This window comes from Thauera sp., assembly GCF_047601425.1.
GTDB lineage: Bacteria > Pseudomonadota > Gammaproteobacteria > Burkholderiales > Rhodocyclaceae > Thauera.
The window spans coordinates 451,488-472,851 of record NZ_JASGJL010000002.1; the positions used below are offsets into that span (position 1 = coordinate 451,488).

The following is a 21,364-nucleotide window of genomic DNA, read 5'->3' on the forward strand; positions in this document are numbered from 1 at the left end:
GGAGAACGACCGGGGTGGCACCCCGGCATGAGGAGAACGTGATGGTCTGGTTGCTACTGGTTTGCCTCCCTCCCTTGGCAGGTGCGCTCGCCTACGGGCGAGCGCCACTTTTTGCCTGGTTGACGGCTGGCTTGATGTGGATTGCGGCGATGGGGTGGGCGGGCGACTGGCCGGTGCTGCTGACGCTGCTGGCACTGCTTGTTTATGGCGGGGCGCTGAGCGTTTTCCTGAACGATTCGCTGCGCCGCCAGCGGGTGACGGCACCGATCTTCAAGGCTTTCCGCAAGGCCCTGCCGACGATGTCGCAGACCGAGAAGGATGCGCTGGAAGCCGGCACCGTGTGGTGGGAAGGCGATCTCTTCAGCGGCAACCCGGACTGGCGCAAGCTGGACGGCTACCCGTGGCCCAAGCTGAGCGAGGAGGAACAGTCCTTCCTCGACAATGAAGTCGAGGAACTGTGCCGCCTGACCAGGGACTGGGAGTGCACCCAGCAGCAGGACATGCCGCTCGAAGTGTGGCAGCACATCAAGGACAAGGGCTTCCTCGGGATGATCATTCCCAAGGAATACGGCGGCAAGGGTTTCTCGGCCTATGCCCATTCGCAGGTCATCACCAAGCTGTCGACCCGGTCGTCGGCGCCCGCGGTGACGGTGATGGTGCCGAACTCGCTCGGCCCGGCCGAGCTGCTGCTGCACTACGGCACGCCCGAGCAGAAGGAGCATTACCTGCCCGGGCTCGCCAGCGGGCGCGAGATTCCGGCCTTTGCGCTGACCAGCCCGTGGGCGGGTTCGGATGCCGCCTCGATTCCCGATGCCGGCGTGGTCTGCAAGGGCATCTGGCAGGGCGAGGAAGTGCTGGGCATGCGCGTCAGCTTCGACAAGCGCTACATCACGCTGGCACCGGTGTGCACCGTGTTCGGCCTCGCCTTCCGCCTGTACGACCCGGACGGGCTGCTCGGCGGCGAGCAAGACATCGGCATCACCTGCGCGCTGGTGCCGCACGACCATCCGGGCGTGGACATCGGCCGCCGCCACTTCCCGCTCAACGCGGTGTGGATGAACGGCCCGGTGCGCGGCAAGGACGTGTTCATGCCGTTGGACTTCATCATCGGCGGCCCGGCGATGGCCGGCCAGGGCTGGCGGATGCTGATGGAGTGCCTCGCCGCCGGCCGCTCGATCTCGCTGCCGGGTTCGAATGTTGGCATGCAGAAGCTCACCGCGCGTACCGTGGGCGCCTATGCCCGCGTGCGCTACCAGTTCAAGACCCAGATCGGCCGCTTCGAAGGCGTCGAGGAGGCACTGACCCGGATCGGCGCCAACACCTATCTATGCGACTCTGCGCGCACGATGACGGCCGGCGCGATCGACCTCGGCGAGAAGCCTTCCGTCGTGTCGGCGATCGTCAAGTACCACGTCACCGAGCGTGCGCGCCAGGTGGTCAATGACGGTATGGACGTGATCGGCGGCAAGGGCATCTGCCTCGGGCCGCAGAACTTCCTCGGCCGCGCCTACCAGCAGATTCCGGTCGGCATCACGGTCGAAGGCGCCAACATCCTGACGCGCAGCCTGATCCTGTTCGGCCAGGGCGCGATCCGCTGCCATCCCTTCGTGCTCGCCGAGATGGACGCGGCACGGCGCAACGACGAGGATGCCTTCGACGAGGCCTTGTGGAACCACGTCGGCTTCACGGTGAACAACGCCGGCCGCGCCTTCGTCATGGGGATGACCGGCTCGCACTTCGTCAAGGTGCCGGCGAATGTTGCGCCGCAGACGCGCCGTTACTATCAGCAGCTCACCCGCTTCTCGGCAGCCTTCGCTTTCATCGCCGACATCTCGATGGGCACCCTGGGCGGCGCGCTGAAGCGCAAGGAGAAATTGTCGGCGCGGCTGGGCGACATCCTGTCGCTGATGTATCTGGCCACCGCGACGCTGAAGCGCTTCGAGGCCGAAGGCCGCCAGCCCGCCGATGCGCCGTTGATGCATTGGGCGATCTGGGACTGCATGTACCGCATCCAGGTGGCCTTCGAAGGCGTGATCGCCAATTTCCCGAACAAGCTGTTCGCCTTCCTGCTGCGCCGCCTCATCGTGTTTCCGCTCGGCCGCCCCTACAAGGTGCCGTCCGACCGCCTGGGCCATGAAGTCGCCTCGCTGCTGATCGATCCCTCGGCTACGCGCGACCGCCTCACTGCCGACGTCCATCTGCCGGACGACATCGAGGAGCCGGTCGGCGCGCTCGAAGCGGCGCTGCTGGCGACGGTCGAGGCCGAGCCGATCGAGGCCAAGCTCAAGCAGGCGCAGCGTTCCGGCAGCTTCCAGCCTGGCCTGATGACGGGCGGCGACGTCGACGAAGTCTGGCGCCGGGCACGTGATGCCGGCGTGATCACCGGGGCCGAATACCAGCTCGTCGAGCGCCGCAACATGCTGCGCGACAAGGTGATCCGCGTCGATGACTTCCCCTATGACTTCGATCTGCGCGAGGCCGTGGCAGGCATGCCTGATGTGTCGCCGGCCCGCAGGGAGGCTGCATGAGCAAGGATGTGTTCGTCGTCGATGGTGCGCGCACGCCTTTCCTGAAGGCGCGCACCGGGCTTGGCCCCTTCACCGCCTCCGATCTGGCGACGGCGGCCGGTACGGCGCTGCTGATGCGCCAGCCGTTCGGCCCCGGGCAGCTCGACGAAGTGATCCTGGGCTGCGCCAACCCTTCGGTCGACGAGGTCAACATCGGCCGCGTGGTGGCGCTGCGCATGGGCTGCGGCAACGCCGTGCCCGGCTGGACGGTGATGCGCAACTGCGCGTCCGGCATGCAGGCGCTGGACTCCGCGATCGCGAACATCCAGTGCGGCCGTTCCGGCCTGGTGCTGGCAGGCGGCGTCGATGCGCTGTCGCATGCGCCGCTGCTGTTCTCCGACAAGATGGTGCGCTGGCTGGCGAACTGGTACGCGGCGAAGAAGCCGGGCCAGAAGCTGGCCGCGCTGAAGGAATTCCGTCCCGCCAACCTGGCGCCGGTGATCGGCATCATGAAAGGGCTCACCGACCCGATCGTCGGTCAGTTGATGGGGCAGACCGCCGAGAACCTGGCGTTCGCCTTCGGCATCAGCCGTGAGGAGATGGATGCCTTCGCGCTCGAGAGCCATCGCCGCGTCGCGGCGGCGCAGGATGCGGGGCATTTCGCGACCGAGCTCGCACCGTTGATCGGCCGCGACGGCAGCGTCTATGGCGCCGATGACGGCGTGCGGCGCGATGCGTCGATGGCGGGGCTGGCCAAGCTGAAACCCTTCTTCGACAAGAAATACGGCCGGGTGACACCTGGCAACAGCTCGCAGATCAGCGACGGCGCGGCCTGGCTGCTGCTGGCCTCGGCTGAAACGGTCGAGCGCCATGGCCTGAGACCGCTCGGGCGCATCGTCGATAGCCAGTGGGCAGGGCTGGCGCCAGACCAGATGGGGCTCGGCCCGGTGCATGCGACGCTGCCGATTCTGCAGCGGCATGGCCTGAGTCCGGCCGACATCGACGCCTGGGAACTGAACGAAGCTTTCGCCGCGCAGGTGATCGCCTGCCTGCGTGCCTTTGCCGACGACGATTACTGCCGCACCCACTTTGGCCTCGAGGCCGCGCCGGGTGCGCCGGACGCAGTGAAACTCAACATCGACGGCGGCGCGGTGGCGCTTGGCCATCCGGTCGGCGCCAGCGGTGCGCGCATCGTGCTGCATCTGCTGCACGTGCTGCGCCGCAATGGCGGCAAGCGCGGGCTGGCGTCGATCTGCATCGGTGGTGGCCAAGGAGGAGCGATGCTGGTGGAGACCCTGCAATGAGCCAACGGAACTGGATGCACTGGACATTGCGCCGCGAGGCGGACGGCCTGGCCTGGCTGGAGATCGACTGCGCGGGCGCCGCAGCCAACACCTTGTCGGCCGAAGTGATGGCCGAGTTCTCGCAGGTGCTCGACGAACTCGACCGCCAGCCGCCGCCGGCGCTGGTCATCGCCTCTGCCAAGCCGGCCGGTTTCATCGCCGGCGCCGACATCGAGGAATTCTCACGGCTGGATTCGCCGGCGGCTGCACGTACGCTGGTCGAGCGCGGCTGGAACCTGTTCAACCGCCTGGCGGCGGTGCGCTACCCCACGCTGGCGCTGATCCGCGGCCATTGCCTGGGCGGCGGCCTGGAGCTTGCGCTCGCCTGCCGCTACCGGCTGGCGGTCGATGAGCCCTCAACCAAGCTCGCGCTGCCGGAAGTGATGCTCGGCATCGTGCCGGGCTGGGGCGGCATGCTGCGTCTGCCCGGGACCATCGGCCCGGCTGCGGCGCTGGACATGATGCTGACCGGCAAGAGCGTCGATGCGCGCAAGGCGAAACGCCTGGGGCTGGTCGACGACGTCGTGCCGCTGCGGGTGATGGCGTCCGCCGCGCGCATCGTCGCGCTGTCCGGCGCGCCGGCGCGCAAACCCGCGCTGAAGGAGCGCCTGCTGCGCAAGCTCATGAACGGCCCGCTGCGCAGCAAGGTGGCGGAGAAGGCGCGCAAGCAGACCGAGGCCAAGGTCTCGCGCGACAACTATCCGGCGCCTTTCGCCATCATCGAGATCTGGGAAAAGCACCAGGGCAACGCGCTGGCGGTGCCGGCGGGTGCCCCCGCTTCGCTGGAGGCCATCTTCGCCTCGCCGACGACCAAGAACCTGGTGCGGGTGTTCTTCCTGCAGGAGCGCCTGAAGGCCTTCGGCAAGGGCATCGACTTCGTGCCGCGGCACGTCCATGTGGTCGGTGCCGGCGTCATGGGCGGCGACATCGCCGCGGTGTGCGCGCTGCGCGGTATGCGGGTGACGCTGCAGGACCAGTCGGTCGAGCGTATCGCGCCGGCGATCAAGCGCGCGGCCAAGCTGTTCGAGCGTCGTTGCAAGGGCGATGCACGCGCGGTGCGCTTCGCCCTCGACCGCCTGATCCCCGATCCACAGGGCAAGGGCGCGGCCCATGCCGACCTGATCATCGAGGCCATCTTCGAGAATCTGGAGGCCAAGCGCAGCCTGTTCGCCGATCTCGAAGACCGCGCCAGGCCGGATGCGGTGCTGGCGACCAACACCTCCAGCCTGCGCCTGGAGGACATTGCCACGGCACTGCAGCAGCCGTCGCGGCTGGTCGGTATCCACTTCTTCAACCCGGTGCCGCAACTGCCGCTGGTCGAAGTGGTGCAGGGCGAAGCCAGCGACGCAGAGGTGCTGCGCCGTGCGGTCGGTTTCGTGCGCGCGATCGACAAGCTGCCGCTGCCGGTGAAGAGCGCACCGGGCTTCCTGGTCAATGCGGTGCTCGGCCCCTACATGCTCGAAGCGCTGCGCTGCGTCGAGGAGGGGCGCTCGCCCGAGACCGTGGATGCCGCGCTGCTGCGCTTCGGCATGCCGATCGGGCCGGTGGAACTGGTCGATACCGTGGGCCTGGACATCGCGGTGGCGGCAGGCGAGGCGCTGACCGGCGATGCCGCGTCCGGCAAGCTTGTGGCGCCGCCGCAACGGCTGCTGCAACTGGTCAAGGACGGCAAGCTCGGCCGCAAGAGCGGCGAAGGCTATTACCGCTGGGTTGACGGCAAGGCGCAGAAGGGCGAGGCGGGTGCTTTCGACGCCGCGCTGGCGGAACGCATCCTGGCACCGCTGCTGGCCGCAGCAGAGCGCTGCGCGCGCGACGGCGTGGTCGCCGATGCCGAGCTTGCCGATGCCGGTGTGATTTTCGGCACAGGCTTTGCACCGCATACCGGCGGTCCTCTTCATTATGCAGCTAGTTTCGGGAAAGCCCGGATTGCCGAGGCTCCGGCGGTGGCCGAACGTGCTGGCGAGACAACAGACCAGGAGGACTAGATGAGCGATTCAACTGACGTCGTCGCGGCCTTGCCGCGCGACAAGCAGCCAGCGCTGCGCGTGATGCCGATGCCGGCCGATCTCAACCCTGCGGGCGACGTCTTCGGCGGTTGGGTGATGTCGATGGTGGATATCGCTGGTGCGATCCCGGCGGTGCGCAGGGCGCGTTCGCGGGTGGCGACGGTGGCGGTCAATTCCTTCGTCTTCAAGCAGCCGGTGTCGGTGGGTGATCTCGTCAGCTTCTATGCCGAGGTGATCGCGGCCGGACGGACTTCGATCACCGTGGATGTCGAGGTCTTCGCCGAGCGTGACCCGGAGAACCCGGTCGTGGTCAAGGTGACGGAGGCGCAACTGACTTATGTTGCACTCGACGACAAGGGACGCAAGCGGCCGTTGCCGGCTGAATGAGTGTTGGACAGGTGTTGGTCGGGGAGCAATCCTTTTTTCAGCAGCGCGGGGCGGGCCCGCAAATCATAAGAAGTGAGGGGACACGATATGCAACTCAAGCGTTTGACGATCAAGGTCGCGGCAGCGACCGCCATGCTGGCGGCAGGCAATGTTATGGCCGCGGGCTTCATGCTGCAGAACCAGAACGGTGCCGGTACGGGTTACGCATACGCCGGCTCGGCTGCGGTGGCAGAGGATGCGAGCACCATTTTCTTCAATCCGGCGGGCATGCTCTACCTGAGCGAAGGGCATCATGTTTCGGGCGCGCTGACGGTGCTCGACCGCAAGCTCGAGTTCTCCGATCGGGGCTCGAATGCGTTGCGCGTCGCCGCGCCGCCCGTGCCGGGCTATCCCCTGGGGAACGATGGCGGCGACGCCGGCGGGGCCTCCCTGGTGCCGGCGGTGTACTGGGCCATGTCGCTGAACAAGGATCTTCGCCTCGGCCTGGGCATCTCGCCGACCTTCGGCAATGCGACGGAATGGGACGATGCCTTCATCGGCCGTTACCAGGGCGCCTATTCGGAGATCAAGGCGATCAACATCAATCCGAGCGTCGCGTACCGGGTCAACGACATGGTTTCGCTGGGCTTCGGCATCAACTACGTGAAGTTCGAGGCCGACCTGCGCGGCATGCAACCCGTCACCAGGCTGCTGCCCAATACGGTGGATATCGAAAGCAAGCTGTCGGGCGACGATACCGGTTGGGGCTGGAATGCCGGCGTGATCTTCCAGCTGAATCCGGCGTTGCGCGTGGGGCTTACCTACCGCTCGAAGATCGACCTGGATGTCGAAGGCAAGGTGGAGGCGGGGCCGACGTCGACGCCGGCCAAGGTGTCCATCGAGCTGCCTGACACGGCTTCGCTGGCGCTTGCCTACCAGGCCAGCGACAAGCTGCAGGTCCTCGCCGACTATACCTGGACCGGCTGGAGCTCCATACCGCGGCTGCGCGTCCAGCATCGAAACCTCGGCGTGGTGCTGACCGACGAATACCTCGGCTTCAAGGACAGCTATCGCGTCGGCATCGGCATGCAGTACCAGTACACCGATGCGCTGCGCCTGCGTGCGGGGGTGGCCTACGACCAGTCGCCCATCCGCAAGGCCGAGGACCGCACCGTGCGGCTGCCCGACTCCGACCGCACCTGGCTCGCGATCGGCTTCAACTACAAGCTGAACAAGCAGACCTCGATCGACGCCGGCTATGCCCGCCTGTTCTTCGACAAGGCAAAAATCGATCGCCGCACCGTGCTCGGCACCAACGCGACCACGCAGTTCGTCCGTGGCTCGTTCGACACCTCGGTGAACATCTTCTCGCTTCAGCTCAATCACGCTTTCTGACAACCGCAGAGGGTGGCGGCCGGCGCTTGAGCCGGCCGCCCGGTATCTGGAGATAACCCTATGAGTCGTCTCATCATCCGCAAAGTTGCCGTGCTCGGTGCCGGCGTCATGGGCGCGCAGATCGCGGCCCACTGCGCCAACGCCGACCTGCCGGTGATCCTGTTCGATCTTCCCGCTGGCGAAGGCGATGCCAACGGCGTCGTCAACAAGGCGCTCACCATGATGAAGAAGCTCGATCCGGCGCCGTTCGCAGCCAAGGATCGCAGCCGCTTCGTCGAGGCGGCGAACTACGGCAGCGATCTCGCCCGCCTGGGCGAATGCGACCTCGTCATCGAGGCCATCGCCGAGAAGATGGAGTGGAAGCTCGACCTGTACGCCAAGGTCGCGCCGCACCTGAAGCCAGGCGTGGTGTTCGCATCCAACACTTCCGGCCTGTCGATCCAGGCCCTTGCCGCAGGCATGCCGGAAGGCCTGCGCAGCCGCTTCTGCGGCATTCATTTCTTCAACCCGCCGCGCTACATGCCGCTGGTGGAACTGATCCCGGCCGCCGAGACCGACCCGGCGATGCTCGACGGGCTCGAGGCCTGGCTGACCACCCGCCTGGGCAAGAGCATCGTGCGTGCCAAGGACACCCCCAACTTTGTCGCCAACCGTGTCGGCGTGTTCTCGATCCTGGCCGTGCTGCACCACACCGCCCGCCTGGGGCTGGCCTTCGACGAGGTCGACCTGCTGACCGGGCCGCGCATCGGCCGGCCCAAGAGCGCCACCTTCCGCACCGCGGACGTGGTCGGCCTGGATACCCTGGCGCACGTCGTCGGCACCATGAAGGCGACGCTGCCCAACGATCCCTGGTACGGCTATTTCGAATCGCCCGAATGGCTGCGTGCGCTGATCGCCAGGGGCGCGCTGGGGCAGAAGACCCGCGGCGGCATCTACCGCAAGCAGGGCAAGCAGATCCAGGTGCTGGACCTGGGCCTGCAGGACTACCGCGACAGCGGCGGCGAGGTCTTCCCCGAGGTCGACGCGATCCTGAAGCTGAAGAATCCGGCCGAGAAGTTCGCCCAGCTTGCAGCCCATCCGCATCCGCAGGCGCAGTTCCTGTGGTCCATCTTCCGCGACGTGTTCCACTACTGCGCGGTGCACCTGGGCGACATCGCCGACAATGCGCGCGACATCGACCTGGCGATGCGCTGGGGCTTCGGCTGGGCGCAGGGGCCGTTCGAGACCTGGCAGGCCGCCGGCTGGGGCGAAGTGGCGAAGATGATCGACGACGACATCCGCCATGGCCGCGCGATGTCGAACGTGCCGCTGCCGCCGTGGGTGTTCGAGTGCGACGGCGTGCATGCGCCGGAAGGCTCATGGAGCGCGGCGCAGAGCGCGCCGAAGCCGCGTGTCGATCTGCCGGTGTACCAGCGCCAGCTCTATCCCGACAGGGTGTTCGGCGAAGCGCCGGACGATCGCGGCGAAACCCTGTGGGAGAACGCCGGCGTGCGGCTGTGGCGGCGTGCCGACCAGGATGGACGCATCGGCATCGTCTCGATCACGTCCAAGATGCACGCCATCGGCGAGGAAGTCATGGACGGCATGCTGGAGGCGATCGCCCGTGCCGAAACCGATCTCGACGGCCTGGTGATCTGGCATCCGGCGCCGTTCGCGGTCGGCGCCAACCTGCAGCAGGTGGGCGAAGCCTGCCGCGCCGGCCAGTTCGAACTGCTGGAGAAGATGGTGGCGAAGTTCCAGCAGACCTCGATGGCGATCAAGCATGCACAGGTGCCGGTCGTCGCCGCGGTGCAGGGCATGGCGCTGGGCGGCGGCTGCGAATTCGCGATGCACGCGGCGCACCGGGTGATGGCACTGGAAAGCTACGTCGGCCTGGTCGAAGCCGGCGTGGGCCTGATTCCGGCAGGTGGCGGCAGCAAGGAATTCGCGCTGCAGGCGCACACCATGGCCAGGCGCGCGGCCGGCGGCGAGGTCTTCCCCTACATCCAGACCGCGTTCCAGACCATCGCGATGGCGACGGTGGCGAAGAGCGCGATCGAAGCGATCGAGCTTGGTTTTGCCCGTGCCTCGGACGACGTCGTCTTCAATGCAGCCGAACTGCTGTACGCGGCCATCCGCCGTGCGCGGGCGCTGGCCGAGTCGGCCTGGCGGCCGGCGCTGGTCGATCCGGCGGTCAAGGTCGCGGGTCGTGACGGCATCGCCACCTGCGAACTGATGCTGGTGAACATGGCCGAAGGCGGTTTCATCTCGGCGCACGACTACCGCGTCGCCAAGGCGGCCGCGACGGCGTTGTGCGGCGGCGAGGTGGACAGCAACAGCCGGGTGAGTGAGCAATGGATTCTCGAGGTCGAGCGTGCGCAGTTCGTCGAACTGCTGAAGACCGAGAAGACCCAGCAACGCATCGCGCACATGCTCGAAACGGGCAAGCCGCTGCGCAACTGATGGAGAACGGACGATGAGCAAACAGATTCAGGACGCCTACATCGTCGCCGCGGCGCGCACGCCGGTGGCCAGGCGCAACGGCGCCTTCCGCCACGTGCGGCCCGACGACATGCTGGCCGCGGTGCTGCGGGAGCTGGTGTCTCGCGTGCCCAACCTCGACGGCAACGAGATCGGCGACGTCATCACCGGCTGCGCGATGCCGGAGGCGGAGCAGGGCATGAACGTGTCGCGCATTGGCCTGCTGCTGGCGGGCCTGCCCGACTCGGTACCGGGCATCACGATCAACCGCTTCTGCGCTTCCGGCCTGCAGGCCGTGGCCGACGCCGCAAGCCGCATCCGCCTCGGCGAGGCCGACGTGATGATCGCCGCCGGTACAGAGAGCATGAGCGCGATGCCGCAGATCATGGGCAACAAGGTCAGCCTCAACCCGGAAATCTTCGCCCGTGCGGAGAATATCGACATCGCCTACGGCATGGGCCTGACCGCCGAGCGCGTCGCCACGCAATGGTCGGTGAACCGTGAAGACCAGGATGCCTTCGCCGCCGAGTCGCATCGCCGTGCCTGCGCCGCGATTGCGGCCGGGCAGTTCGATGCCGAAATCCTGCCTTATGCGGTGAAATCCTACCTGCCGGGCGAGGGTGGCACGGTGCGCATCGCCGAGCGCCTGCTGTCGCGCGACGAGGGGCCGCGGCCGGATTCGGCGCCGGAATCGCTGGCGAAGCTGAAGCCGGTGTTTGCCGCACGCGGCTCGGTGACGGCGGGCAACAGCTCGCAGATGTCCGACGGTGCCGCGGCCGTACTGCTGATGAGCGAGGCCGCGCTCAAGCGCTACAACCTGGCGCCGATCGCCCGCTTCGCTTCATACGCGGTGGCCGGCGTGCCGCCCGAGGTGATGGGCATCGGCCCGGTCGAGGCCATTCCGCGCGCGCTGAAGCGGGCCGGGTTGAGCATGGACGACATCGGCTGGACCGAACTCAACGAGGCTTTTGCCGCCCAGGCGCTGGCGGTGATGCGCCAGCTCGAGATGGATCCGGCGAAGGTGAATCCGCTTGGCGGCGCGATCGCGCTCGGCCATCCGCTGGGGGCGACCGGCGCGATCCGCACTGCGACGCTGATGGCCGCGATGCAGCGCGATCCTGGGCTGCGCCACGGCATGATCAGCATGTGCATCGGCACCGGCATGGGAGCCGCGGGCGTCTTCGAGCGGGTCTGAAGCTGTTCCCCGATGGCGGCGAGAGCCGCCTCGGGGAAAAGTGTGATCCGTTCAGCGCGACAGGCGGTAGGCGAGCCGCCCCAGCGCTTCATGCATGGCAAACCAGCCGGCGTAGGCGCTGTTCGGATTGGGCAGTTCTGCCAGCCAGCTATCCCCGACCGTAGTTTCGTTGTAATTGCCCAGCCAGGCCGTCGGAGCCGCTTGAACGACCAGGCCTGCGGCTTCGAATTCGGCCTGGGCACGAGACATGTGGGCGGCGTGGGTCACCAGCAGGACGCGCCGCATGCCGGCCAGGGTGAGTATTGCGCTGGAGTAGCGGGCATTCTCCCGGGTGTCGCGCGAGCGTTCTTCGACCCATCGCACCTGGATGCCGAAGTCTTCTTCCAGTGCGGTTTTCATCAGTACTGCCTCCGGTGTTTCATCGGCAACACTGCCACCACTCACCAGGATGGGCAGGCCGGTTGCACGCGCCAGATGTGCTCCGTAGCGCAGGCGTTCGAGCGCCAGCCTGTTTACCGTCGCTCCGCCGAATTCGGGCGCATAGGGGCGCCGGCCGGCACCGAGGATGACGATGGCGTCGGCATTCTGGATGGTGTCGGCCGACAGCGGCACAGGATCTTCGATCTGCGCTGCAAGCCAGTTCACGCTTGCAGGGGTGCTCAGCAGCAGGCCGAGGATCACGCCGCTCCAGCCCAGCGTGCGTCCCAGGCGCGGAAAACGGCCGAGCAGCACCAGGCCGAGCGCAATCGGCAGCAGGGGCAGAAGCGGTGGCAGGGCGAATGCGGCGGCCAGCTTCTTGAACGAGAAGAGCAGCGTTGAAAGATCCATCGGGGTCTCTGATTCCTGGGTTTGTGGTCAGCAGGGGCGGGCAGTATTATCGGGCGAATCCCGTTCCAGGCCGTGTTTGCCGATGAAGCCTTTCCTGCCGATGCCAGCATGTACCGTACTTCCAGGCGACGTTGGCCCCGCCGATGCTGGTGATTTGATGCTGCTGTCCGGCACAGGGAGAGTGGGATGAGCTTGCGGCAGGCATTGTGGATCCTGGTTCTTCTGCTGCTGTTGCTGGCGGGCTGGCAGTTCCTGCGCGCGGTGTGGCTCAGCCGTGATCCGATGTCCCAGCTGGAGGCTTCGGCTGCGTCGAGCGCCCCCGGCGCCACTTCCCGGCAGCAGGTGCCGGCCACGTCGGCTGATGCGGCAGCAGGCGAGGATGACGGCAGCGAAGCTCTGGACTATGCGCCAGAACCGAGGCCGGGTGCCGACGTGGCTGAGGCTGCTGCCGGGAGCGGGGCGGACGCCTTTCGTGCGACATTGGAGACACAGCGCGTGCGGCGCCTGCTCGAAGGCCAGCAGGCGCTCGTCGAGCAGCAGCGTGCCGAGATCGAAATGCTGCAGACCGAATTGGCCGGGTTGCGGCAGCAAGTCGAAGAGACGCTGCACGCGCAGCTGCCGCAATCGGCGACGTCGCCTGAATACGCCGAAGCCAGGCGCCTGGCTGAGCAGGGTTTGGGTGCCGACGAGATTGCGGCACGTTGCGGCATCAGCATTGCCGAAGCTGGCTTGTTGCTGGCCCTGGCGCGCAACGGAGAACGTCAGTGATGGACGCGCGGCGGCGCCAGCGTAATGCAGCGCTGCGCATGGCCGGTGCTGCCCTGCTCGCGGCGATCGTGGCCCTGATTGCCGCGCTATCGCTCGAACAGCAGGAACCGGCGGGTGTCGTCCGCCCGGTGCCGGATGCCGTCTCGCCGGCGCCATCGCTCGGCAGCGGTCTGTTTGCACCGATGGAGGCGAGCGTTGCAAGCCGCCCATCTGCCGTCCTCGGCGCGGCTCAGGAGCCGGTACGGCCGCTCGTGGAGACAGTCTCATCCGTGCCATCGCCCCAAAGCAGCCCGACTACCGGACCTGCGGCACCGGTGCTGGCCGATGCGCAATCAGCGCCAGTGGATGGATACCGCATCCAGCTCGGCGTGTTCAGCGACCCTGCCAATGCGCTTGCGCTGCAACGGTCGCTTTCAGCCCAGGGTCTGCAGGCCGGCATCCAGAGCCGTGTCGTGCTTGGCCCCTTCGCCGACCGTGATGCCGCGGAAAAAGCCCAGGCCGCGCTGCGTTCGGCAGGGGTCGAGGCGGGTATGCTATTGGCACCAGAGAAAAAAAGGCGCTGATGCCCGATATCTGGCCCGATCCATTCCATCCAGGGGAGCACCCATGCAAATCAGGAGTCCGGAGTTCGGTACCGTAGAGGTCGCCGACGATCGCATCATCGACTTTCCCGCGGGCCTGCCCGGTTTCGAACAATGCCGCCGTTTCGCGTTGGTGCACGAGGAAGGCCGCGAAGCCGAGGTTTTTCTGCTGCAATCGGTGGATGAGCCCGATGTGGCATTCTCGATCACCGCGCCGATCCGGCTCGGCGTGAACCTCGAATTCGCCTTGAGCGACGAGGACGTGGCCTTGCTCGAGCTCGAAGGTACCGGCGATCTGGCGGTGGCGATCATCGTGCGTTCGCAGAGTCCCGAGGAGGACGGGCCGGCCAGCGCCGGGCTGAGTGCCAACTTCATGGCGCCGCTCGTCATCAATACACGCGCCCGCAAGGGAATGCAGAAAGTGATCAGCCGTCTCGGCTGCGAGATCACGCTGCGCCAGCAGGACTGAACGTAGCGCCGGTCTGCCGGAGTCTGGCGTGCGGTTTAGAATGTGGGCCTTTATCCAACGAGGTTGAACCATGGCCCGCACCATCATCTCCACGCCCAACGCTCCGGCTGCCATCGGCCCCTATTCCCAGGCCGTCAAGGTCGGCAACCAGGTCTTCCTGTCCGGCCAGATCGGCCTCGATCCCGCCAGCATGGAATTGGTCGAAGGCGTCGAGGCCCAGACCGTGCGCGTGTTCGAGAACCTGAAGGCGGTTGCCGAAGCGGCGGGTGCCTCGTTTGCCGAAGTGGCCAAGATCACCATCTACCTGACCGATCTGTCGAACTTTGGCATCGTCAATGAAGTCATGACGCGTTATTTCGCCGAACCCTATCCGGCCCGCGCCACCGTCGGCGTGCGCGAACTGCCGCGCGGCGCGCTGGTCGAGGCCGATCTGACCATCGTCCTCGACTGATCCCGACGCTGCAGTGGCCCGCGCGAAGCAAGCCGCCGCCCGGACCGATGCCGCCGATGCAAGGCCCGGCCGGGAGGCGTCATCGTCACCTCGTCCGCCGGCGCCGCAGCCATGGCCGGGCGTGGGAGCGCAGCTCGCCGGACTGCTGGCCAAGCTCGACATCCGTGGCCCGCGCGATCTGCTGCTGCACCTGCCGCTGCGCTACGAGGATGAAACCCGGCTGATGCCGGTCGCCGATGCCCGGCCGGGTTTCCCTGTCCAGATCGAAGGCGAAGTGGCCTCGTGCGAAGTGGTGCTGCGCCCGCGGCGGCAACTTGTCGCCCGCATCCGCGATGCATCCGGCGCGTTGGTGGCGCGCTGGCTCAACTTCTACCCTTCGCAGCAGAAGCAGCTTGCCGTCGGGCGTCGCGTGCGCCTGTTCGGCGAGCCTCGTGTGGGCTTCTTCGGCGTCGAGATGGTGCACCCCCGCGTAAGGTCGGTGGAGCAGGGCGAGCCGCTGCCCGCAGCCCTGACGCCGGTCTATCCGGCCGTAGCCGGGGTGGGCCAGGCGACGTTGCGCAAGCTGATCGACCGTGCGCTGGCGAGTGAGCCGCTGGATGATCTGCTGCCGCCCGACGTGCTGCACGCACTGAACCTGCCGGGTTTTGCCGATGCCCTGCGCGCCTTGCACCACCCGACGCCCGATGCCGACCCGGCCGCGCTCGAGCTGCGCGAACATCCCGCCTGGCGCCGCATCAAGTTCGAGGAACTGCTGGTGCAGCAGATGTCGCTTCGGCGTGCCTACAACGCCCGCCGTGCGCGCCGTGCCGTGCCGCTGCCGGTGCAGGACCGCCTGCCGCGCGCTTTGCTCGAAAGCCTGCCGTTCCAGCCCACCGGCGCACAGCGCCGTGCCGCGGCCGAGATCGCGGCCGACCTCGCCGCGCCGCATCCGATGCAGCGCCTGCTGCAGGGCGACGTCGGCAGCGGCAAGACCCTGGTCGCCGCGCTGGCGATGCTGCAGGCAGTGGATAACGGCTGGCAGGCGGCGATGATGGCGCCCACCGAGATCCTCGCCGAACAGCACTGGCGCAAGCTGTCGGACTGGCTCGCGCCGCTCGGCATCGAAGTCGCCTGGCTGTCGGGCAGCCGCAGGAAGCGCGAGCGCGAAGCCGTGCTCGAACGCCTCCACAGTGGTGAATTGCTGCTTGCCGTCGGTACCCATGCGCTGATCGAAGACCCCGTGACGATGCCGCGGCTGGCGCTGGCCGTGGTCGACGAGCAGCACCGCTTCGGCGTGCGCCAGCGTCTGGCGCTGCGCGAGAAAGGCGAGGAAAACCGCCGCCCGCACATGCTGATGATGTCGGCCACGCCGATTCCGCGCACGCTGGCGATGACCCACTATGCCGACCTCGACGTCTCGGTGCTGGACGAGCTGCCGCCCGGACGCACGCCGATCCGCACCAAGCTCGCCTCCGACGCCCGCCGCGACGAAGTGGTCGAACGCGTGCGCCAGGCCTGCCTGGGCGGCCGCCAGGCCTACTGGGTGTGCCCGCTGATCGAGGAATCCGAAGCGTTGCAGTTGCAGACCGCGGTCAACACCTTCGAGGCCCTGGCCGACGCGCTGCCCGAGCTGCGCGTCGGTCTGGTGCATGGCCGGCTCAAGGCGGACGAAAAATCCACGACGATGAAAGCCTTCTCCGCCGGCGAAATCGACGTGCTGGTCGCCACCACCGTCATCGAAGTCGGTGTCAACGTGCCCAATGCCAGCCTGATGGTCATCGAACACGCCGAGCGCTTCGGTCTTGCCCAGCTACACCAGTTGCGCGGCCGGGTAGGGCGCGGCAGCGCCGAATCGGCCTGCATCCTGATCTACGCCCAGCCGCTGTCGCAGACCGGCCGCGAACGCCTGAAAGTGATCTACGAGAACACCGACGGCTTCGAGATCGCCCGCGCCGACCTGCGCATCCGCGGCCCCGGCGAATTCGTCGGCGCCCGCCAGAGCGGCCTGCCACTGCTGCGCTATGCAAGCCTGGAGAACGACACCGACCTGATCGAGCCCGCGCGTGCGCTCGCCGAACGCATGCTGCGCGACATGCCGGAGGCTGCGGAGCGCTTGATGCAGCGCTGGCTGGGTGGACGTGAGGCGCTACTGCGGGCGTAGATAGAAAAGCGCGCAGAGGATCTGCCTCTCAAACCCTGTCCAGCGGACTCACTACCCCCAACCCACCACGGTTGAGCACATGGGTATAGATCAACGTCGTCTTCACATCGGCATGGCCGAGCAGTTCCTGCACGGTACGGATGTCGTAGCCGCCCTCCAGCATGTGGGTGGCAGAACTGTGGCGCAACGCATGGCAACTCACCGGCAAGCGCTGCGGACGCTTCGCGCGCGCAAAAGCACCCAACTCGCCCAAGGGCTGCTCCAGCACCTGAGCGTAAAAGAACATCAGCGCATTCAGCGCCTGATTCTGCGTATTGGCCGCCACTTGCCCCTGCAGAAAAGCCTTCACCTGTGCCGCCTCCGCCTGCGCAGGATCGCGGCCGCCGATGAAGCGCAGATAGCGCTCAAGCCATCCAAGATAGGCTTGCTCAGTGCGAATCGAATAATTGCACTGCCGGATCACCGCTACCAGGCGGTCACCCGGCGTAAGCCGTGAACCGCCATCGTCATTTCCCGCGGGCAGGGAAGGGCGGACTGGCCATTGCGCGCGCAATCATTGGATGGCTTGCCCCCAGGGTACGCCCCCCTTCGCGCCAGAACGCCCAATCCACCTCGGTCGCTGCAGGCGCTCCACCATTGTCAACAAGTGGGGCACCGCATCAACCGCCTGCGTAAACTGCCACGCAGGCATTCCGTCTACCCTGCCCAGCTCGCCCAGCCAGGACTCCACAACCACCGCCGAGTGAGTGGCGAGGCGCTAGCCGTCAGCGGCCTTGACATAGGCCGCGGCGTGGCGGGCGTACCACTGCAGCGCCGTCGGCTTCACACCGGATTCGGCGAGTGAAAACCGGTACTTACGCCAGAAGCTGGCTACCGTGTCGGAGTAGTTTGACAAGGTCATGGACCTGGACTAACGTCATCGCCGATGCAGTTGGAAGCTATAGACGTAAAATGTTGAACGAATAATTTGGGGCGGGCAATATGTGGATTCCGTCTCCTACACTGTTAGGGCCCCGCAGTGACAACCTGAGGAACGGACACATGAGCAGCATTAAAGTTACCCGAGACTCTGTTTGTGCCGCAGACGACCAGACCAACCCTCTTACCCTCACAATTCAAGTGCCGGGCTCGGAGAGCTTGCAATCCCTTGTTACACGCATCATTTACCGCAACTTCCTGCAATTCTCTTCATCGCACTCAACCATCACCGGCTTCGTTTCAGGTCAGCCAATCGTTAGGGTTCATGCCAATTTTTCCTCTGGCCATCAGGCCGAGTTCTTAATTTCCCCCACATCTTCCGTCGAGTCATGCTTGCCAGATGGTCTGCTAGAGTTTGAGTGGGCGGGCTCTAACAATTCCCCAAGGGACTTCCCGTCAATACCTTTTTGCAGAGCTGCGGCCGCAGGCCGCAACAGCGCTTGATCACGCACCCATTTTCTTCTCCTGCTGATCACGGCCGAGCGTGATCGCTTTGTGACTGGCGCCATCGCAATGGACAAGGACAGAGCAGACTGCCTTTCCCCAATCGGCCTTGTTCGGCGCGGGTGTGCCGGGGCCATGCGACTAACCGCTCCGGCTGGCCTCAATCACTCGTCGGCGCGACCGGGGCGCGGGGATCAGCCGCGCACCCTCATTGGTCGGCCACCAGGTTAGCCAGATTCTCAGCCGGTCGGTCTGACCTGTTTTGCCTATCGCTTGCGCGCAGTCATGATTGCCTTACTCTGGAACGCGGTGCTTCAGCTTGCTGCTTGTTCGATCGCCGGTCCCCATTGGCGCCAGGCATTCGGATCGTAGTGTTCTCCCTTGGCCAGCACGGCCCACAACTGCCGCGCGTGTTTGTTGGCAATGGCGACCAGGGTCTTGTGATATCCGACCCGTGCATTCAAGCCCACGATCCACTGTTGCAATCGGGTGAGCGTCTCCGGACTGCTGCGTGCCTTGCGCAAGGTGGCCGCGAACACGCTGCGCGCGCCTTGTACGAGCAGACTTCGCAGGTAACGGTCACCGCGGCGGGTGATGCGTCCCAGCTTCGGTTTGCCCGCTGGAATACTGGCTCGGCGTGAGCCCCAGCCAGGCGGCAAACTGCCGGCCGTTCTTGAACATCCGCGCGTCGCCCACACTGGCAGTGACCGCATCGGCCGTCAGATTGCCAATGCCGGGCAATTCGCGCACCCGCCGGGCAGCCGCATCCTCGGCCTGCTGTGCGGCAATCTGCCGGTCACACTCGGTCAGGCGTTGATCGAGCGCATCGAGCTGATCGCGCACGCTCTGGATCAGATGACGCAGGATCATGGGCTGGGCGGTGTCGAACTCATGTTCGGCCAACCAGCGGCGCAGCTTTGTGGCCCCCGGTTCGACCACCAGACCGAACTCGGCCAGCACGCCACGAATACGGTTGAGCAGCGCCGTTCTCTCCTCGATCCAGCCCAGGCGCAGGCTGTGCCAGGCCAGGCGTTGTTGCTGGGTCTCGGTCTTGATCGGAATGAAGCGCATGCCCGGCGCGTGCAGCGCGGCCAGGATCGCCGCGGCATCGGCCCGGTCGTGCTTGACCGACTGGCGCTTGCGGTAGGCGCGCACGAAATCGGCCGCCATCAGCCGTGGCTCCAGGCCCAGGGCCGCCATCGTGCGGCCCCAGCAGTGCGCACCGCTGCACGCTTCCATTGCGACGACCGTGCCCGGCGCCAGCGTCGCAAGCCACGCCAGAAAGCCCGCACGGTTGAACTCGCGCGTCTCGATCATCCGCCCCGTGCCGTCGCCTACGCAGGCCACGAACACATTCTTTGCCAGATCCACTCCGATCGTCGTAGCATTCATTTGGACTTCCCCTTTCGCGTCTTCAGATTGAATGTCAGCAATTCAATCTTGGCACTTCGATGCCGGGCCGAACAGGCCAACAGCGGAAGTGGGAAGTCCCTTTGTAGTCATTCAACCCGGACGCGCTAAAGCGCGCCGGTTAATTCTGGCGTTAGGCCTACTTGGCGGTTCACATGAGTCCCGAAAGAGAAATCCGCTATGTCGTAGCGAGTGACGTAAACCCCAGAGATGGTATCGGCCTTGAAACCTACATCAACGGTGACCTAGTCATGGAGCTCTTCAGAGATGACTCTGAGCGGCGGACATACATGACTTTGTTCACGCGCCAACTAGACTTTGACGTTCTTGAGGCTTCCATTGAAAATTTCAAAGAACGCATAGACCCCAACTACATTGAGTATCAGGATGGGTCGGGATAGGTCTAACAATTCTTCAAGCCGACGCCGCTTCGCGGCGCGACTTAACTCAGGCGTTAGGCGTCTCATGGTGCGCGAACTGCCTTGCCCCTGCTGCGGCTTCCTCACCCTCGAAGAGGAGTACGGTAGCTACAGCATCTGCCCAGTCTGCGGATGGGAAGACGATTCTGTTCAACTCGCAAACCCATGCTCGGGTGGCGGAGCGAACAAGCAGTCTCTCGCCGAGGCTCAAAATTCCGCGCTACTCAAGTACCCTGTGGGAGCAGAAGTCGCAGCCAGCTTCCGCAGAGCGTCGAACCTGGCGCCCCCTAAATGCAGACGAGCTTGCAGCCGCAGAAGCCAAACGCATCATGAAGCAGTGGAATGCTCAAGCAGTGCTTCAAGAATCCGAGGCCTATTGGTCGCAGGTTTGATCCGATCATCCATGAACCAGCCGCCTAACCCTTCCATCATCCGGACGTCCAGCTGGCTGCGCCCGTCGGCCGCCGGTTATGTCAAACGTTGAGCACAGAGAGCATGAGCTGCGATCACTCAGTCTGGTTTCCACACAAGCGCTTATCACATGCAGAAGCTGGAGCGCTTCATGTCGCCCTCTGCGAGGGTGATACGTCCGGCGTTCAGCCTCACCCGGCCATCAACTCATTCTATGAAGAGCTCGTTGCGAAGCATCCGCAGATCAATGACATCTCTGATGATCAATTGGACGACCACGATTTATGTCCCTGGAGCGTTGCCTTTGATCGCTCGGAGGGGCACATCATCATGTGCTGCGTTTGGTCCAAGGCTGATTACGTCAGCTCTCTTCTCAAATCGCTAGCTGCAAAGCATGGGTTGGCTCTTTACGATCCTCAATCAGAGCTTGTTCACTATCCAGGAGAAACGGCGGTGGCGGCTAAGCCGTGGTGGAAACTGTGGTAACGCTTATGCCCAACCAATCACTCCAGCGGATCGCCTCCGGCGGCCGCTGAATTCAAGCGTTAGGTCACTATGCGTATTCCGCTAGACGCTATCGGAGCAATCCTAAACAGCGATAAAGCCGGGCATCGAGTGATGGTATGCGGTCTATGCGCGCTATCGCTCACTGGAGAGCTATTCGGACGCGGGGCTGTCTCGCTCTTTGGGAACTCGCAGGCCGTGGCCATGTACGTTCGAGACGCGATTTCGGCGCCCGACCCTGCTGAGCTTTGCGTTCGAGAGTCCACATCCAAGCCGCAGAAGACAGCATATGGTTTCTCGCTGCGTGCTCGGGCACGACGGAACACGTCCGTTCTTCTGGGCGTCGCATTACTCGTCCCCAGCACAGTTGGATCATCCGGAATCGCTCGACTTGGCTTTGGCAGGAGCAACTGGCATATCCAGCGGAACCGCACACACGATCGGAGCACTTCTTCTTCCCGACATCACTGGTTTCAATCTCCTTGACCTACGGCGCCCACGCTTTCGCAAGGGCCGCATTGTCCAGGGAGTACATTGCACCTGTGTTTCCGGGCTGCACCCTCGAGGAGGCCGCTGCACTGCCTGGTTTGGCACCGAGGATTTGCTCTTGCGGCGCCGCTATCGGAGCAGGTTCAACATGGAGGAGGTGCGCTTTGATCCACAGGCAAACCCTGTGCTCGCTCTGGAAT

Annotated in this window: 17 protein-coding genes and 3 pseudogenes; 15 read left to right on the forward strand and 5 right to left on the reverse strand. The window is 65.5% G+C overall.

Annotation, left to right across the window (positions count from 1 at the left end; all coding sequences use genetic code 11):
* Window positions 1-41: 41 nt before the first annotated feature.
* The 7 genes from QM748_RS18670 to QM748_RS18700 all read left to right on the forward strand — a co-directional run bounded on the left by QM748_RS18670 (window position 42) and on the right by QM748_RS18700 (window position 11,272).
* Window positions 42-2,528, forward strand: coding sequence for an acyl-CoA dehydrogenase (locus QM748_RS18670; protein WP_415248489.1), 2,487 nt, complete (start codon window positions 42-44; stop codon window positions 2,526-2,528).
* A complete protein-coding gene (locus tag QM748_RS18675) occupies window positions 2,525-3,811 on the forward strand; it encodes an acetyl-CoA C-acetyltransferase (protein WP_415248490.1) in 1,287 nt (428 codons plus the stop codon). Before QM748_RS18670 ends, QM748_RS18675 begins: the two co-directional genes overlap by 4 nt.
* Window positions 3,808-5,835, forward strand: coding sequence for a 3-hydroxyacyl-CoA dehydrogenase NAD-binding domain-containing protein (locus QM748_RS18680; RefSeq protein WP_415248491.1), 2,028 nt, complete (start codon window positions 3,808-3,810; stop codon window positions 5,833-5,835). The genes QM748_RS18675 and QM748_RS18680 overlap by 4 nt, the downstream gene beginning before the upstream one ends.
* Window positions 5,836-6,243, forward strand: a complete 408-nt coding sequence (locus tag QM748_RS18685) for an acyl-CoA thioesterase (protein ID WP_415248492.1) — start codon at window positions 5,836-5,838, stop codon at window positions 6,241-6,243.
* An 87-nt stretch (window positions 6,244-6,330) separates the two neighbouring features.
* Complete coding sequence (locus QM748_RS18690) at window positions 6,331-7,617, forward strand: OmpP1/FadL family transporter (RefSeq protein WP_415248493.1); 1,287 nt, start codon at window positions 6,331-6,333, stop codon at window positions 7,615-7,617.
* A 60-nt stretch (window positions 7,618-7,677) separates the two neighbouring features.
* Window positions 7,678-10,059 carry a 3-hydroxyacyl-CoA dehydrogenase/enoyl-CoA hydratase family protein gene (locus QM748_RS18695; RefSeq protein WP_415248494.1) on the forward strand — a complete coding sequence of 794 codons (2,382 nt, stop codon included), beginning with the start codon at window positions 7,678-7,680 and terminating at the stop codon, window positions 10,057-10,059.
* A 13-nt stretch (window positions 10,060-10,072) separates the two neighbouring features.
* Complete coding sequence (locus QM748_RS18700) at window positions 10,073-11,272, forward strand: acetyl-CoA C-acyltransferase (protein WP_415248495.1); 1,200 nt, start codon at window positions 10,073-10,075, stop codon at window positions 11,270-11,272.
* A gap of 51 nt (window positions 11,273-11,323) precedes the next feature.
* Here QM748_RS18700 and QM748_RS18705 read toward each other — a convergent pair whose 3' ends face one another.
* The gene (locus tag QM748_RS18705; protein WP_415248496.1) at window positions 11,324-12,100 is read right to left on the reverse strand and encodes a YdcF family protein; all 777 of its coding nucleotides are present in this window, start codon (window positions 12,098-12,100) and stop codon (window positions 11,324-11,326) included.
* A 186-nt stretch (window positions 12,101-12,286) separates the two neighbouring features.
* Here QM748_RS18705 and QM748_RS18710 point away from each other — a divergent pair, with 186 nt between their 5' ends.
* The 5 genes from QM748_RS18710 (at window position 12,287) to recG (ending at window position 16,509) form a co-directional block, all read left to right on the forward strand.
* The gene (locus QM748_RS18710; protein ID WP_415248497.1) at window positions 12,287-12,868 is read left to right on the forward strand and encodes a DUF2802 domain-containing protein; all 582 of its coding nucleotides are present in this window, start codon (window positions 12,287-12,289) and stop codon (window positions 12,866-12,868) included.
* Window positions 12,868-13,431 carry an SPOR domain-containing protein gene (locus QM748_RS18715; RefSeq protein WP_415248498.1) on the forward strand — a complete coding sequence of 188 codons (564 nt, stop codon included), beginning with the start codon at window positions 12,868-12,870 and terminating at the stop codon, window positions 13,429-13,431. Before QM748_RS18710 ends, QM748_RS18715 begins: the two co-directional genes overlap by 1 nt.
* A 43-nt stretch (window positions 13,432-13,474) precedes the next feature.
* Window positions 13,475-13,918, forward strand: coding sequence for a flagellar assembly protein FliW (gene fliW / locus QM748_RS18720; protein ID WP_415248499.1), 444 nt, complete (start codon window positions 13,475-13,477; stop codon window positions 13,916-13,918).
* Between the two features lie 70 nt (window positions 13,919-13,988).
* Window positions 13,989-14,369, forward strand: coding sequence for a RidA family protein (locus QM748_RS18725; protein ID WP_415248500.1), 381 nt, complete (start codon window positions 13,989-13,991; stop codon window positions 14,367-14,369).
* A 121-nt stretch (window positions 14,370-14,490) separates the two neighbouring features.
* A complete protein-coding gene (gene recG / locus QM748_RS18730) occupies window positions 14,491-16,509 on the forward strand; it encodes an ATP-dependent DNA helicase RecG (RefSeq protein WP_415248501.1) in 2,019 nt (672 codons plus the stop codon).
* Window positions 16,510-16,537: 28 nt separating this feature from the next.
* Here recG and QM748_RS18735 read toward each other — a convergent pair.
* The 3 genes and pseudogenes from QM748_RS18735 to QM748_RS18745 form a co-directional block, all read right to left on the reverse strand.
* Window positions 16,538-16,747, reverse strand: a pseudogene (locus QM748_RS18735) (tyrosine-type recombinase/integrase); the annotation flags it as partial.
* Between the two features lie 18 nt (window positions 16,748-16,765).
* Window positions 16,766-16,972: pseudogene (locus QM748_RS18740) on the reverse strand (site-specific integrase); the annotation flags it as partial.
* Window positions 16,973-17,266: 294 nt separating this feature from the next.
* Window positions 17,267-17,410: a hypothetical protein gene (locus QM748_RS18745; RefSeq protein WP_415248502.1), complete on the reverse strand. Its 144-nt coding sequence runs from the start codon at window positions 17,408-17,410 to the stop codon at window positions 17,267-17,269.
* A gap of 140 nt (window positions 17,411-17,550) precedes the next feature.
* Between QM748_RS18745 and QM748_RS18750 the strand changes: the two genes are divergently transcribed.
* Window positions 17,551-17,931: a hypothetical protein gene (locus QM748_RS18750; RefSeq protein ID WP_415248503.1), complete on the forward strand. Its 381-nt coding sequence runs from the start codon at window positions 17,551-17,553 to the stop codon at window positions 17,929-17,931.
* A 314-nt stretch (window positions 17,932-18,245) separates the two neighbouring features.
* On the opposite strand, the pseudogene QM748_RS18755 reads toward QM748_RS18750, so the two are convergent.
* A pseudogene (locus tag QM748_RS18755) lies at window positions 18,246-19,323 on the reverse strand (IS110 family transposase).
* A gap of 483 nt (window positions 19,324-19,806) precedes the next feature.
* Here QM748_RS18755 and QM748_RS18760 point away from each other — a divergent pair.
* Window positions 19,807-20,244: a CPCC family cysteine-rich protein gene (locus QM748_RS18760; protein WP_415248504.1), complete on the forward strand. Its 438-nt coding sequence runs from the start codon at window positions 19,807-19,809 to the stop codon at window positions 20,242-20,244.
* A gap of 11 nt (window positions 20,245-20,255) precedes the next feature.
* The gene (locus tag QM748_RS18765; RefSeq protein WP_415248505.1) at window positions 20,256-20,657 is read left to right on the forward strand and encodes a hypothetical protein; all 402 of its coding nucleotides are present in this window, start codon (window positions 20,256-20,258) and stop codon (window positions 20,655-20,657) included.
* Window positions 20,658-21,364 lie beyond the last annotated feature (707 nt).